Source organism: Avrilella dinanensis, from assembly GCF_002807015.1.
Lineage (GTDB): Bacteria > Bacteroidota > Bacteroidia > Flavobacteriales > Flavobacteriaceae > Flavobacterium > Flavobacterium dinanensis.
Genome location: NZ_NIPO01000001.1, coordinates 1,366,159 through 1,380,502 on the forward strand (window position 1 = coordinate 1,366,159; position 14,344 = coordinate 1,380,502).

Sequence of the window (14,344 nt, forward strand, 5' to 3'; positions counted from 1 at the left end):
ATGAAAAAAGTAGGTTTATTCATAGCTTTGTTTGTAATTCCTATTGTTGTTTATCTCTTTTTCTCTTCGGGTGTAAACATCTTTGTGAAGTTACCCGTAGTAAATGAGCAGATTCCCGAAATCCCGAATCATTGGCAAACCAGCGATGGGCAACATATTCGGCTGAACGACAAGGTAACAATTTTAGGCTTTATAGGTGATTTGTCTTTTGAGAATCAATCCAATATGACTAATGTTAGTCAGGAAGTTTACCAAAAAAACAAACGTTATCTCGATTTGCAGGTCGTGTATGTAGTGCCGGAAGAACGCAAGAATGAAGTGGAGGAATATGTCGAAAAGTTAAGCAGAACTACCGAAATGCCTTCATGGAATTATATTTTTGCCCAGCCGGAAGAAATTCGGGAATATTACCAAAAATTACAGGTAGATGTTCCGATGGTTGATGCCAATACACCTTACGTTTTTATCGTAGATAAAGATTTTAAACTTCGCGGGAGAAAGAAAAAATTAGACAATCAGCAATATCAGGACGGTTATCTGTCTTCAGAACCAATAGAAATCTTGCACAACGAAATGGAAGACGATCTGAAAGTGGTTTTGGCAGAATATCGATTAGCAACAAAGAAAAACTATAAAACACAAGAATCAGAATGAAAAAATATTCCTACATCGTCGTAGCTTTTGCTGTTTTGGTTTTCGGAATTTTGTTTGTGCCGAAAATCGTTGATGGCTTTAAGAATGATACCATTGTTCAAAATGATCGATTGAATAAATCTGCCGAAAAAGAATTGCTTACCATTGGCAGAGCCCCGGAGTTTAGTTTTACTAATCAGGATAACGAAACGATTACCAATGATTTTTATGACGGAAAAGTTTATTTAGTAGAATTTTTCTTCACTTCCTGCCCGACGATTTGCCCAATAATGAATGAAAATATGGTGAAGCTACAAAACACTTTCAAGTTCGAAAACAATTTTGGTATAGCTTCATTTACCATCGATCCAACCAACGATACACCCGAGGAATTAAAATCACATGCCAAATCATTAGGCGTTGTGAATCCGAATTGGCAGTTTTTGACCAATACGCAGGAAGAAATATTTGCTTTGGTAAAAAATTTTAATCTCTATGCTGCACAAAACGATGATGTCCCTGGAGGGTTTGAGCATTCCGGTTATTTTGCTTTGATAGACAAAAAGGGAAATATCCGTTGCCGGAAGGATAATTCAGGCAATCCGATTTTGTACTATGACGGCACAGAACAAGAAGGTGTGGAAATGTTAAAAGAAGACATTAAAATTTTATTGGCAGAATAATGGAGGATAAATTAGCCTTAGAAAAAAAATATAATTTCTGGATAAAAGTTTTGTCCATTGCTATCCCGGCTGTGGTGGCTTTATTGTTTGGCGTGAACCTGCAAAAGTTGGGCTATGATGTAAAACCATTAAGTTTTTTACCACCGATTTACGCAACCATTAACGGGATTACGGCAGTATTACTTGTTTTGGCAGTAAGAGCCATTAAAAGGGGAAACCGAAATCTGCACGAACGATTGGTAAAGATTGCGATTGGCTGTTCTGTTGCTTTTCTGGCGATGTACGTTGCTTATCATATGACTTCGGTAGAAACAAGCTATGGTGGCACAGGTGCAATCAAATATGTTTACTTTTTTATTCTTATTACACATATCATACTGTCGATAATTATCATTCCGTTTGTGCTGATTACTTATTCACGTGGAATTTTGGGTAATTATGCAAAGCACAAGAAAATTGCCCGTATTGCATACCCGTTGTGGTTGTATGTAGCCGTTACCGGTGTGATTGTTTATCTGATGATTTCCCCATATTATCAACATTAAAATGATGAAAAGAAGATTAATTTTATTTGTTATATTTATGCTTGGTTTTTGTTATCAGGCTCAGGCTCAGTGTGCCATGTGCCGGGCAACTTTAATTACTGAAGATGGAGGCAACAAAGCGGAAGGCATCAACAACGGAATTGTCTATCTGATGGCTTTTCCTTATATATTGGTGGCGTTGGTCGGTTTTGCCATATACAGAATCATGAAAGATAAAAAACAAAAAAAAGTCGCCTGACAATGTAACATATTTCTCAAAAGCCCTACTAACACCATACAGAGTTAATCAGGTATGAAAAAAATATTAGTAGGCATATTCACACTCACATTCGCATGGCTCAATGCACAGAACAAGCAATGGACATTAGAAGAATGCGTGAGTTATGCACGTCAGAATAACCTTTCTATCCAGCAATATCTTTTAGATGAGAAAACCGCAGAACTGGATAAAAAAGATGCTGTCGGAAATTTTTTCCCGACAATTAATGCGTCCGGCTCACATTCCTGGACAGTTGGTTTGAATCAGAACATTACCACCGGGTTGTTGGAAAATCAAACAACACAATTTACTTCTGCCGGATTCGATGTCGGTATAGACATATACAAAGGCGGGCAGAATCACAAAAGAATGCGTCGAGCCGATTTGTCCACGTTGGCAGCCCGCTACCAGACAGAAAAAATCGTTGATGATGTTTCCATTAATGTAGTAAATGCCTATTTGCAGATTATTTTTTCCAAAGAAATTCTAAAGGCAAACTTAGCTCAGCTTCGTTTTGATGAACAGCAACTCGACAGAGTACAAAGTTTAGTTGATGCCGGTTCTGCACCGCAGGGCGATGTGTTAGACAGTCAGGCGACCGTAGAGGCGAGTAAGCAAAATGTGATTGTTGCTGAAAATAATTTGAAGTTAGCCAAACTCTCACTAACACAGCTGTTGCAGATTGATGATTATCAGAATTTTGATGTTGCTGACGAAAGTTTTGAAATAGAAGCGTCTGAAGTTTTGCTACAAGACCCGCAACAGATTATTGAGCAGTCTAAAGATGTATTGCAGGATTATAAAATACTCCAAACGCAGGTTGAACTGGCAGAAACCGATGTAGCGATTGCCAAATCTGCAAGACTTCCGTCCATACGGGCTTTTTACAACTTGGCGACCAGAGCTGCCCACGCTGATGTGGTTACAGATTATATCGTAGATGTAAATAATCCGCAGCAAATTGGAATTGTGGAAGGAACTAATCAAAGAGTATTGGCACCTCGTACACAACCTGTTTTCGGTAAACCGGCACCGTTGCTGGAACAGTTTGATATGAACAAAGGGCATAATTTCGGTATAGGAATTTCGATACCAATTCTCAATGGTTTTTCAGTACGGAATAATGTGAAAAGAGCTAAGCTTGCTCATGAGAAAGCCTTGCTGGCTGTAAAGGAAAATGAATTGCAGCTCGAACAAAAAGTGTACACCGCTTACACAGATACGCAAGGTGCTTTGCAGGCCTATCAGGCAGCAAGAACTACTTTGGAGGCTCGTAAGCAATCCATGGAATATGCACAGCAAAGATATGATGTCGGGCTGATTAATATCTTCGATTTAAACCAAAACCAGAATATGCTGGTGGCAGCTCAGTCAGAATTATTGCGTGCTAAATATGATTTTATATTCAAAACAAAAATATTAGAATATTACTTCGGATTACCCATTTTTAAATTAGATTAAGATGTCAAGAAAAAAAATTATAATCATTATTCTCATTATTGTTGCAGCTGTTTTGGTTATCGGAATGTTTGTGTCCAAACAATTTGCTAACAAAGGCGAAGGCACTGAAGTAGAAGTTACAGCAATTTCCACTTCGGCGATAACAGAAAAAGTATCTGCGACAGGGAAAGTACAGCCTGAAGTAGAAGTGAAAATATCTTCGGAAGTATCCGGCGAAATTATTGATTTACCGGTGGTTGAAGGTCAGGTTGTGGAAAAAGGACAGCTGCTGGTACGGATTAATCCGGATTTGTATCAGTCAGCAATAGACCGAACCATAGCTTCATTGTCCACCGCTCGGGCAAATCTTAATCAGGCAGAAGCCCAACTGGCAGAAGCCAAATATAACTTCGACCGAAACAAAACTTTGTTAGATAAAGGAGTGATTTCGAGAGCAGAATGGGAAAAAATTGAGGCGGCTTATGAAGTGGCAAAAGCTTCTAAAAACTCAGCATATTACAATGTGCAAGGTGCTCAGGCAACGGTTACTGAAGCTCATGACAACATGAACAGAACAACGATTTATGCCCCGGCAAGCGGAACTATTTCTAAATTAGATGTGGAACTGGGCGAAAGAGTTTTGGGTACACAACAAATGACAGGAACTGAATTGATGCGTATTGCCAATCTGAATAATATGGAGGTAGAAGTAGATGTCAATGAAAATGACATTGTAAAAATTGCAGTCGGAAATAAGGCGGTCATAGAAGTAGATGCCTATATGAAAAAGAAATTCGACGGAATAGTAACGTCTATTTCCAATTCAGCCGATGAAACATTGACTGCCGACCAGGTAACAAATTTCAAAGTAAAAATAAGAATTAACAAATCCTCATACGAAGATTTGATGGAAGGCAAACCGGAAACCTATTCGCCATTCAGACCGGGAATGACTGCTACGGTGGACATCATTTCCAACGAAAAAAGTGATATTCTGGCTGTGCCAATCGGGGCAATCATCATGCACCAGGAAGAAGGTTCGGATACCAGAAAAGAAGCAGTGTATGTGAAAAACGGTGATTTGGCAGAAATCAAGTATGTACAAACAGGTATTCAGGACGATAAAAATATCGAAATTATCAGCGGATTGGAAAAAGGCGATGAAGTGATTACAGGGCCATATTCTACAGTAAGTAAGTTGCTGATACCCGGTGCCAAAGTTTTTGTAAAAGATAATTTGGATACAGTCAAAAAATAAGAATGAATACATTGCCCATAATCTTGTCTGTTGAAACCGCAACAAAGCAATGTTCTGTTGCATTGACCGAAGGCGAAAAGCTTTTGGCTTGTGAAGAATTGGCGAAAGAACAATATACCCATGCTGAAAAACTACACGAGTTTATCAATCAGGTGGTCACGCAGACAGGATTGTCTTTTTCTGATTTAGATGCAGTAGCAGTCAGCAAAGGTCCTGGTTCCTACACCGGATTACGGATAGGTGTCTCGGCGGCGAAAGGGTTGTGCTATGCGTTGAATATTCCGTTACTGGCACACAGCACGCTGGAAGTGCTGGCACAACAAATCAATCCGGAAGATGGACTGATTATTCCGATGATTGATGCCCGCCGAATGGAAGTGTTTACCTGTGTTTTTGACAGTAATAAGCATTATATCGAAATGCCCAATGCGAAGGTGATTGAGCCGAACAGCTTTTCAGAATATAAAGATAAGATTCATCTTGTCGGCGATGGTGCGTTGAAATGTCGGGAAGTACTCAGCGAACCGAAATTTGTTTATTATCCAGATAATATTTATCCCTCAGCCAAAGATATGACAGCGTTGAATCTGAAGAAATATCAGGAAAAATCCTTTGAAGATGTAGCCTATTTTGAACCTTATTACCTGAAGGATTTTCAGGTAAACGGGAAAAAATAAACAACAAATGAAAAAACTAATCTTAGACGAGCTTAATCGCAAAACGACGGAAGAGTTTAAACAGGCAGCGAAAAAGCCTGTCATTATTATATTGGATAATATTCGCAGTTTGCACAATATCGGGGCGGTGTTCCGGACGGCAGATGCTTTTTTAATTCAGAAAATTTATTTGTGTGGCATTACAGCTTGTCCGCCGCATAAAGAAATCCGTAAAACCGCATTGGGAGCAACCGAAACAGTAGAGTGGGAGTACCGAGAAGATGTGATGCAACTTTTGAAGGAACTGAAAGAGCAATCAGTTTGCACCATAGCTTTGGAACAAACAGAAGGCTCGGTAATGTTACAGGATTTTACGCTCAAACCAGACACGGTTTATGCACTTATTTTTGGTAACGAGGTCAAGGGCGTGCAACAGTCCGTAGTAGATAATTGCGACGCGGTTATTGAAATTCCGCAGGAAGGCACCAAACATTCACTCAATGTTTCGGTGAGTGCCGGAATAGCTATGTGGGATTTTTACAGGAAAATAGCACAGCTTTAACGGCTGAAAATATCAGACAGAATTGTCATATAGTCCGCCGGATTTTTTTTAAAATCCAGTTGGCTCATATCAATTCTTTTTTTGTTTTCCGCATGGATTAATTCAAACTGATTTTCGTAAGCCTGACCGATTTTTTCGAGATAACCGGAAGAAATATTCGTTTCAAAAGAACGGTTTCTTGTTTTGATTTGTCGCAGCAGTTTATCAGTCGGCTGGTGTAAATAAATATACGAATCAATCGATTTGGTGTTGAAAGACAACTTGTTAAATGCTTTTATAAACAAAGCGTATTCATTTTTATTCAAAGTCTGTCGGGCAAAAAGCAGACATTTCTCTAGATGATAATCGCTGATGTATTTGGTGGAATTGTTTAAAACACTGAGCTGGTCTATGCGTTCCAGCAGAAAGTGCATTTCAAGTGTAAATGCTTTGCATTCCGGATTTTGGTAAAAATCAGCAATAAAAGGATTATTTTCAAAACTTTCCAAAACAGGTGTAATACTAAAATCTTCACTTATTTTTTTGACCAGACTCGTTTTTCCGCTACCGATATTTCCTTCAATAACTGTATATTTTTCAAACAGATTTTTATATTTGTCAATCGGAGCAATCAGCGTGCCGGTCGCTGTTAATGCGGACGTATCACCAGTATTTTTAAGTAAATCTTTAACGGAAGTTTTGCTTTCCGGGTGCACCCAATCCGGGCATATATCGACCAAGGGCATCAACACAAATTTTCTGTGAGCCAGCTGTGGGTGCGGGATAATTAAATCAGTCATTTTGATAATAGCATCGTCATAAGCGATAATATCTATATCAATAGTTCTCGCCTGATAACCTTCGCTGTCCTTTCGATTTCGCCCTAGTTCTTTTTCTATTTGCAGGATTTCAGCTAAAATATCCTCAGCCGGAAAATAGCTGTGAACAAGCGTGGCAGCATTTAAAAAATGATGACTGTCAAAACCCCACGATGGTGTTTCATATAGTCCGGAAACAGAAACCACAGTACCTACCCGGAGATTAATCTGGTGGATAGCTTCTTGTAAATAATCTTCACGGTTACCTAAATTACTTCCTAACGAAAGAATGACTTTGTGTTGCATGGGTGCAAATTAAGCAAAAAAATCTATCCGTTTGTAACAAATCGCGTATGATGACTACTTATTAGGTAAAACAAATCAGAATTATGAATTTTTTTAAAAATGTATTAGCAACAGTTGTCGGGATTTTTATTTTCCTGTTTATCAGCTTTTTTATGCTGATGATTGTCGGAGTTTTTCTTTCCGCAAGCGGCAGTAATAACACGGTAAAAACTAAATCCAATTCGGTGATTGATTTAGATTTGACAATGGTTACTGATGATTACGGCGGAAAAACCTATATCGAAGATTTTCAGTTTTCCGACCAAAAATCAGATGGTTTGGTTGATGTGATGAATGCCATTGAATATGCCAAAACAGACGACCGTATTAAAGGAATAAAAATTTTCAATCCGAGAATAAGTTTAGGTTTGACCCAATCTAAAGAATTGAGAGAAAAGCTGGAAGAGTTCAAAAAGACCGGTAAATTCGTGGTAGCTTACGCTGATGCTTATTCACAAGGAACTTACTATTTAAGCTCGATTGCAGATACTTTATACGTGAATCCGGTTGGCGATTTTGATTTTAGAGGGTTGGCATCGCAAGTAGCCTACTTCAAAGATTTTCAGGACAAAACAGGCATCGAAATGCAGGTTATCCGCCACGGAAAATACAAAAGTGCAGTTGAGCCGTTTTTACAGCAAAATATGAGTGAAGCAAACAGAGAGCAGATTACCGATATGCTGAATTCTATCTGGAATACGATAGCGACAGATATTTCTGATGCCCGAAATATTTCGCTGGATTCATTGAATAGCATTGCTAATAATCTCGGGGCGAGAACACCGCAGCTGGCTTTACAGAAAAAATTTGTGGACAAAGTGGCTTATGTAGATGAATTTGAAAATGGCATTAAAAAAGCATTGGGTGTCAAGAAAGATGAAAAATATAACGAAATAAAAGTATTGGATTACGTTACTGAGGTTAAGCCTAAATTTAATAATTCTTCTGTAAAAGACGCTATTGCGGTTATTTATGCTCAGGGTGAAATCAGAGGTGGAGAAGGAAACGCAAAAATTATTGGAGAAGGTTCAATTAACAGAGCTTTGGTTAAAGCAAGAAACGATGATAATATAAAAGCCGTTGTTTTGCGTGTGAACAGTCCGGGAGGTAGTGCTTTGACCTCAGATTTGATTTTGAGAGAAGTAGATTTAACCCGTAAAGTAAAACCGGTGATTGTTTCCATGGGCGATGTGGCCGCTTCCGGCGGATATTATATTGCCAGCCGAGCCGACCATATCTTTGCTGAGCCTACTACCATAACCGGTTCTATTGGTGTGTTTGGCATGATTCCGAATCTGGAAAAACTGGCAAATAAATGGGGAATTAATGTAGAAGAAGTAAAAACACACCAGCGTTCCGGAGGATATTCCCTGCTTAAGGAATTATCGCCTGAGGCTAAAGCTGAAATTCAGGAAAGTATTGAACGTGTGTATGATACGTTTGTTACACACGTTTCTGAAGGACGAAACATGACCAAAGAGCAAGTTGATGAAATCGGTCAGGGACGTGTCTGGACAGGTGTGAAAGCAAAAGAAATCGGTTTAGTAGATGAATTGGGTGGGCTGGACGATGCGATTGAATACGCAGCCGGTAAAGTGGAATTAAGTAAATACAAAGTATTGTCTTTCCCTGAATATAAAATCTCATTTAGTGATTTAATTGCAGATTTGCTTGGCGTTAAGATGAAAGCCAATCACAAAGCAATGATGATTGAACAGATTGGAAAAGAAAATTACGAAATGCTCGAACGCATCAATTATTTGGAACAAGCTAAAGGTGTACAAGCTATTATGCCTTATCAGCTAAATATTAATTAATTTAAATTACTTGGTTACTTTTTGACAAAAGACTGTCTGGGATTTTTTTTCAGACAGTTTTTTATTAGCTTAAGCAAACAAAAAAGGAACTGATTAACAGTTCCTTTGTGTATTTTTATGTAAGATATTTCGTTAAAAAGTGGCAAGCGACCTACATCGCACCGCTACAACCACATACCCTTGCTGCGTTCCCACCCTGGGGGATTCTGCAGGAGCTGGTCGTGTAGGACTTGCCAGTGCAAATATACTACTTTTTTATCTTTCTGCAACAGACTGAGAATTTTTATACAGATAAATTTAGCTGTTTACCCAATTTGCTAGTATTTCACGACCAAATTCCGTCATGATAGATTCCGGGTGGAACTGCACGCCATAAACAGGTAAATGATTGTGTCTGACAGCCATTACGTGATGATGCTCATCTACGGCAGTTATTTCGAGAGCATTATTGGTAATATCTTTTGGTGGAGTAATAATCCAGGAATGATAATGACCAATTTGAAATTTTTTCGGAATCTGATGAAACAACAGATTGTCGGCAGTTACGCTTATCATTGTCGGGATACCATGCAAAGGGCGGTCGAGCTGGGTAAGTTTCCAGCCGAAATACTCTCCGATTGCCTGGTGCCCCAGACATACCCCCAATATAGCGTGCGTTTGATGAAATTGATGAATAACTTCCATCAGTTGTCCGGATTCACGAGGTACGCCCGGCCCGGGCGAGAGCAATATTTTATCACAATGACGTAATTCCTCAAAATCTATTTCATCATTTTTATATACAACAATTTCGCTCGTGTCTAATCCTTCGATAATATGAACCAGATTATACACAAACGAGTCGTAATTGTCAATTACACAGATTTTTCTTTTCATTATCCTTTTGTTACTGAGCAAATTTAAGCAAAGTATTTGGAGTGTTAATTTTTTGTTGCTTAGTTTTTTTGGCGTTTAAAAAATGGGTATATTCGCTGATATTTTCTACTAAAATAATTTAAAAACAATGAAAAAGATATACACATTATCACTTGTAGCCTTTTCTACTTTGGTGTTGATTTCATGCGAAGATAAAAAAGCAACAGAAAAAACTACTTTTCAATTTGATTCGTCAAAGCTCAATCAAACTTATGACATAGGACAGTCGGTGCCTTTGCAAATCACTAATCCGGATAATATTTCGATAGATTCTGTGGTGTATTATGCCAATGATAAACGAATCGGTAGAGCGAAAAGCGACGATGTTTTTCAGTATGATTTATCTGCCGAAAAATATGGGCCGAAACGCATTAGTGCTGAAGTTTTTTCCGGAAAAAGTACCGGTGCGGCACAGGTAAATATAGATGTTTTGCCACAGGATATTCCGGAAGTATTGACTTTTGATATTGTGAACGAATATCCGCATGACCTCAAAGCCTATACGCAAGGATTGGAATTTTACGGAGATATGCTGATTGAAAGTACCGGAAACGGAGCAAGTGAAAAAACCGGAAACAGAGGGAAATCAAGTATAAGACAAGTGAACCCGAAAACCGGAGAAGTCCTGAAAATAGTAGAGCTGGACGACCAATATTTCGGGGAAGGAGCTACTGTACTGAATGACGAAATCTATCAGTTGACATGGCAGCATAACGAAGGTTATGTGTATGACGTGCATACGCTGGAAAAGAAAAGAACCTTTAAATATTTTCAAAATATGCAAGGTTGGGGATTGGTTACTGACGGAGAAAATTTATATATGACCGGCGGTAGTCCGAATATTTATAAAGTAAATCCGGAAGATTTTTCAATGATTGATTATGTGACCGTTGCGACCAACAGCTATGTTATTCCGGCAATCAATGAAATGGAATGGGTGAACGGTAAAATTTATGCCAATGTTTATACGCAGGACGCTGTTGCAATAATCGACCCAAATACCGGTGCGGTTGAAGGTGTGCTGAACCTTGCTTCCTTGAAGGATAAAGTAACTCACCACCCGGATATGGACGTATTGAACGGAATTGCCTATAACAAAAAAACAGATACTTTTTTTGTGACCGGAAAAAACTGGGATAAAATGTTTGAAATCCGTATTAACAAGAAATAGTGAAAAAATAAACCTTTTTCAGGTTCTGAAGACCTATTAAGTTCAAAATAAACCCGCATCATATCAAATTGAAAGATGCGGGTTTTATAATTTTAAAAGTAAGAGTCTGTTTAAATTTGTATTGTAAAAATGTTTATAGTTTATTTTTGAGGCAGAACAAGGCAAATTTTCAAAGGATAGCAGAGCTATCGTTTTAAAATTTAACGCAGTTATGACCAAAAAGAAGCATAAACAAATTATTAGATAATTTTAAACAGGCTCTAAAAACTACTTCATTTGTCTGATTCCTTCAGAGAGAATTTGTCCGAATTCATACATTTCTTCATAAGTGCTGTATAACGGCACAGGTGCCAACCTGATTACNCAATAGCTAATGGGGGGTAAAAAGCTAATGCCTTATGGCTAATGCCTCTTGCCTGAAAAGCTTAAGGTGGTTATAGCATCGGGGCTCACCTCTTCCCATTCCGAACAGAGAAGTTAAGCCCGATTGCGCAGATGGTACTGCAATACCATGCGGGAGAGTATGTCGCCGCCTTGTTTTAGTGAAGCCTGTCTTGAAAAAGACAGGCTTTCTTTTTTTATACGAGCGGCGCAGTTCGTCCCGATGACTATCGGGACTCGGGTCGCCGCCTTGTTTTAAGAGTCCTTTACAGAAATGTAAAGGACTTTTTGTTTATATTCGATTTATTCAATACCTAATATAATCTAATTTCGTGTATAGAAAAGCAAAAAGGGGCATATATGATTATTTGAGATTGCTCTGTCTGTTCGAGTAAAGATTTCAAGCCCTCGAGGCTCTATCAGAATGAGAGAGGGCTTTTAGCTTAATCGATTCACGTCATATATATATTTACCCTTAGGTCGACTTTTCTACACTCTAACCTCTCTAAAAAGATATGATTCAATCCATCTGCGAAGAATGAATAATCTATGCTTTTTTCCGTATAAATACTATAGCTGGACAATCTCGTTTTATAGACCTAACACATTCAATAAATAAATAATCTACATATAAAAATACCCCGAAAATTTCTCTTCGGGGTAGTGTATGTTATTAAGAATATTGTTTATTTGCTTTCCTGTGTCAAAATCCAAGCTTCTTTATTGTCTGTTTTTTGTATCTCTCTTAGCTTTTCTCTTGCTTCGGTTTCGTCGGTATAAGAACCATAAGTTACCGGGTAGAGATTATACTTGGTTTTAGATAAAAACCGGGCGTTTTCAAAGCCTTTTTCTTTGAGTTCTTCAACAAGTACACTGGCTCTTTTTTCTGTTCTGAAAGCTCCTGCAATCAGATAATGATTGATTTTGGTTTCATTGGTTTCAAATTTTATTTGAGGAGGTTCGATAAAAAAGGTTGCCTGTTGCAACTGTTGCTGCACTTTGTCGTTCACAGCCTGCGTTACTGCATTTTTCTGTGATTCAAAATAAGTATATTCCTGGTAATTGTTGTAACCGAACCATGCTCCTGCACCGATAAGTACCGCAGCAGCAGCTTGTGCATATTTTCTGTATCCGGATTTGCGGGATTGAATAGGAATTATTTTGGTTTCTTTTTCTGCTTGCTGAAGTTTAGATACCATAACATTGCTCAATCCAAACGAAGTAGTCAGATAATTCTGAATACCATAAGCCTCGAAACCAACGATACCCTCTTCATTTTTTAATATTGTCCCTAAACCGCTCAATTCAATCGGTTTTTTTTGCTCAATTGCACTATTCCACATAGTAACATTTTCACTGATGAATTCTACTGCAGTTGAGTAGGTAATTTGCTTTTCTCTGGCAATATATTGAGCTAGCAAACCGTCATTATTTTTTAATAACGTATTGAGATAAACCAATTTCCTTGGCGGAATAAAAGTCTGACTTTTCGGATTATAAGTTGCACTTACTTCTTCCGCGATGAATGCCCCGAACCCAGGAACAACCACGCATTGGTGTCTGTATAATAAATCGGATATATACTTTTCTAATCTCATAATACAAATATATTAATTAATCATACACATTCAAATACTATTCATTGATAATTTTTCAACATTTTGAATAAGGTTGTTTATAAGTATTTTTCTATCTTTATCCGACAACAAAATTTGCATGAAAAAGGAAGAATTATATTACCTGATGGCACTCTCGCGTATTGACCGCGTGGGAAGTGTTATTGCCAAAAAACTACTCCGTCATTTTGATTCGCCTCAAAAAATTTTTGAAGTGAATGCGAAAGAATTAAAGTCGGTGGAAGGCATCAGCGATGTGCTGGTTAAAAAAATAAAATCTTTCAACCGCTTTGATTTGGTAGAAAATGAGTTGAAATTCACAAAAAATAATCAAATAGAAATCCTGACGATTTTTGATGATAATTATCCATATTTGCTGAAACAATGTGTTGATGCTCCGTTGTTTTTGTTTTACAAAGGAATTGATTTTTCCGTTTATAAAAACATGCTCAGCGTTGTCGGCACGCGGAATATCACGCAAAATGGCATTTCGTTTATCAAAGAAACCATTAAAAATATCCAAAGTTATGAACCGACTATCGTTAGCGGATATGCTTTCGGGGCAGATATCCACGCACACCTTGCCGCTGTTGATAACGACCTGAAAACGATTGCTGTTTTGGGTCACGGTTTACAGCAAACCTATCCGGCGATGCACAAAAAATACAACCAAAAAATCATTGAAAATGGCGGATTCCTGACCGAATTCTGGAGTTCTGATGCGGTTAATAAAGAAAATTTTGTCCGGCGGAATCGCATCGTTGCCGGATTATCTGCCGGAACGGTGGTTGTGGAAAGTGCCGTTCGGGGTGGCTCGTTATCTACCGCTCGTTTGGCGAATGACTACAATCGTGAAGTGATGGCGGTTCCCGGTCGAATTACCGACCCGTATAGTGCTGGGTGCAACCATTTGATTAAAACCAATCAGGCTCATTTGATAACTTCACATGAAGATATCGTTCAGCTGATGGGTTGGATAAATCCCGCAAATTCTAAACCTAAGGCTGTTCAGCCTCAGCTTTTTGTGGAATTGAGTGATGAAGAACAAATTATTGCAGATTATCTTGGCAAAAAGGAAAAAGAATTACTCGACGTGATTTCCATAGATACCGGAATACCTGTTCATCAACTGATGGTTTTGCTTTTTAATCTCGAAATGAAAGGGTTGGTCAAACCATTGCAAGGGAAATATTATCAGTGGATATAAAAAACAAAAGATTTCCCGAAAATCATAATGGCGTTTTCGGGAAGTCTTTGGCTGAAATC

14 protein-coding genes, 1 rRNA gene and 1 other RNA gene are annotated in these 14,344 nt (G+C 38.3%); 12 read left to right on the plus strand and 4 right to left on the minus strand.

Annotated features, from left to right (window positions below):
- Genes CDL10_RS06465 through CDL10_RS06500 form a run of 8 tightly spaced genes read left to right on the plus strand, consistent with a single transcriptional unit; the run spans position 1 to position 6,036 of the window.
- Complete coding sequence (locus CDL10_RS06465) at positions 1-654, plus strand: hypothetical protein (protein ID WP_100677773.1); 654 nt, start codon at positions 1-3, stop codon at positions 652-654.
- Complete coding sequence (locus CDL10_RS06470; protein ID WP_100677774.1) at positions 651-1,316, plus strand: SCO family protein; 666 nt, start codon at positions 651-653, stop codon at positions 1,314-1,316. Before CDL10_RS06465 ends, CDL10_RS06470 begins: the two co-directional genes overlap by 4 nt.
- Positions 1,316-1,861: a DUF420 domain-containing protein gene (locus CDL10_RS06475; protein ID WP_100677775.1), complete on the plus strand. Its 546-nt coding sequence runs from the start codon at positions 1,316-1,318 to the stop codon at positions 1,859-1,861. The genes CDL10_RS06470 and CDL10_RS06475 overlap by 1 nt, the downstream gene beginning before the upstream one ends.
- A 1-nt stretch (position 1,862) precedes the next feature.
- Positions 1,863-2,099, plus strand: a complete 237-nt coding sequence (locus CDL10_RS06480; protein WP_100677776.1) for a hypothetical protein — start codon at positions 1,863-1,865, stop codon at positions 2,097-2,099.
- Positions 2,100-2,153: 54 nt separating this feature from the next.
- Positions 2,154-3,581: a TolC family protein gene (locus CDL10_RS06485; RefSeq protein WP_100677777.1), complete on the plus strand. Its 1,428-nt coding sequence runs from the start codon at positions 2,154-2,156 to the stop codon at positions 3,579-3,581.
- 1 nt (position 3,582) lies between these two features.
- Positions 3,583-4,818, plus strand: a complete 1,236-nt coding sequence (locus tag CDL10_RS06490) for an efflux RND transporter periplasmic adaptor subunit (RefSeq protein WP_100677778.1) — start codon at positions 3,583-3,585, stop codon at positions 4,816-4,818.
- A 2-nt stretch (positions 4,819-4,820) separates the two neighbouring features.
- The gene (gene tsaB, locus CDL10_RS06495; protein WP_317045737.1) at positions 4,821-5,495 is read left to right on the plus strand and encodes a tRNA (adenosine(37)-N6)-threonylcarbamoyltransferase complex dimerization subunit type 1 TsaB; all 675 of its coding nucleotides are present in this window, start codon (positions 4,821-4,823) and stop codon (positions 5,493-5,495) included.
- Between the two features lie 7 nt (positions 5,496-5,502).
- On the plus strand, positions 5,503-6,036 hold the full coding sequence (locus tag CDL10_RS06500; RefSeq protein ID WP_100677779.1) for an RNA methyltransferase: 534 nt from the start codon (positions 5,503-5,505) through the stop codon (positions 6,034-6,036).
- Here the strand turns inward: CDL10_RS06500 and folK are convergent.
- Entirely contained in the window at positions 6,033-7,139 is a 1,107-nt protein-coding gene (gene folK, locus CDL10_RS06505; protein WP_100677780.1) for a 2-amino-4-hydroxy-6-hydroxymethyldihydropteridine diphosphokinase, read from the minus strand. The two genes, CDL10_RS06500 and folK, sit on opposite strands and share 4 nt — an antisense overlap.
- An 83-nt stretch (positions 7,140-7,222) precedes the next feature.
- On the opposite strand from folK, the gene sppA reads away from it, so the two are divergent.
- Positions 7,223-8,995, plus strand: a complete 1,773-nt coding sequence (sppA, locus tag CDL10_RS06510) for a signal peptide peptidase SppA (RefSeq protein ID WP_100677781.1) — start codon at positions 7,223-7,225, stop codon at positions 8,993-8,995.
- Between the two features lie 138 nt (positions 8,996-9,133).
- Here sppA and ffs read toward each other — a convergent pair.
- Both ffs and CDL10_RS06520 read right to left on the minus strand, forming a co-directional pair.
- Positions 9,134-9,231, minus strand: an RNA gene (gene ffs / locus CDL10_RS06515) — signal recognition particle sRNA small type.
- Positions 9,232-9,292: 61 nt separating this feature from the next.
- On the minus strand, positions 9,293-9,871 hold the full coding sequence (locus CDL10_RS06520; RefSeq protein ID WP_100677782.1) for an anthranilate synthase component II: 579 nt from the start codon (positions 9,869-9,871) through the stop codon (positions 9,293-9,295).
- A 127-nt stretch (positions 9,872-9,998) separates the two neighbouring features.
- Between CDL10_RS06520 and CDL10_RS06525 the strand changes: the two genes are divergently transcribed.
- Positions 9,999-11,081 carry a glutaminyl-peptide cyclotransferase gene (locus tag CDL10_RS06525; protein ID WP_243389302.1) on the plus strand — a complete coding sequence of 361 codons (1,083 nt, stop codon included), beginning with the start codon at positions 9,999-10,001 and terminating at the stop codon, positions 11,079-11,081.
- A 426-nt stretch (positions 11,082-11,507) separates the two neighbouring features.
- Positions 11,508-11,619 (plus strand): 5S ribosomal RNA (gene rrf, locus CDL10_RS06530).
- A gap of 529 nt (positions 11,620-12,148) precedes the next feature.
- On the opposite strand, the gene CDL10_RS06535 is transcribed toward rrf, so the two are convergent.
- Complete coding sequence (locus CDL10_RS06535; protein ID WP_100677783.1) at positions 12,149-13,060, minus strand: HU domain-containing protein; 912 nt, start codon at positions 13,058-13,060, stop codon at positions 12,149-12,151.
- 118 nt (positions 13,061-13,178) lie between these two features.
- Between CDL10_RS06535 and dprA the strand changes: the two genes are divergently transcribed.
- Complete coding sequence (gene dprA / locus CDL10_RS06540) at positions 13,179-14,285, plus strand: DNA-processing protein DprA (protein ID WP_100677784.1); 1,107 nt, start codon at positions 13,179-13,181, stop codon at positions 14,283-14,285.
- Positions 14,286-14,344: the final 59 nt, after the last annotated feature.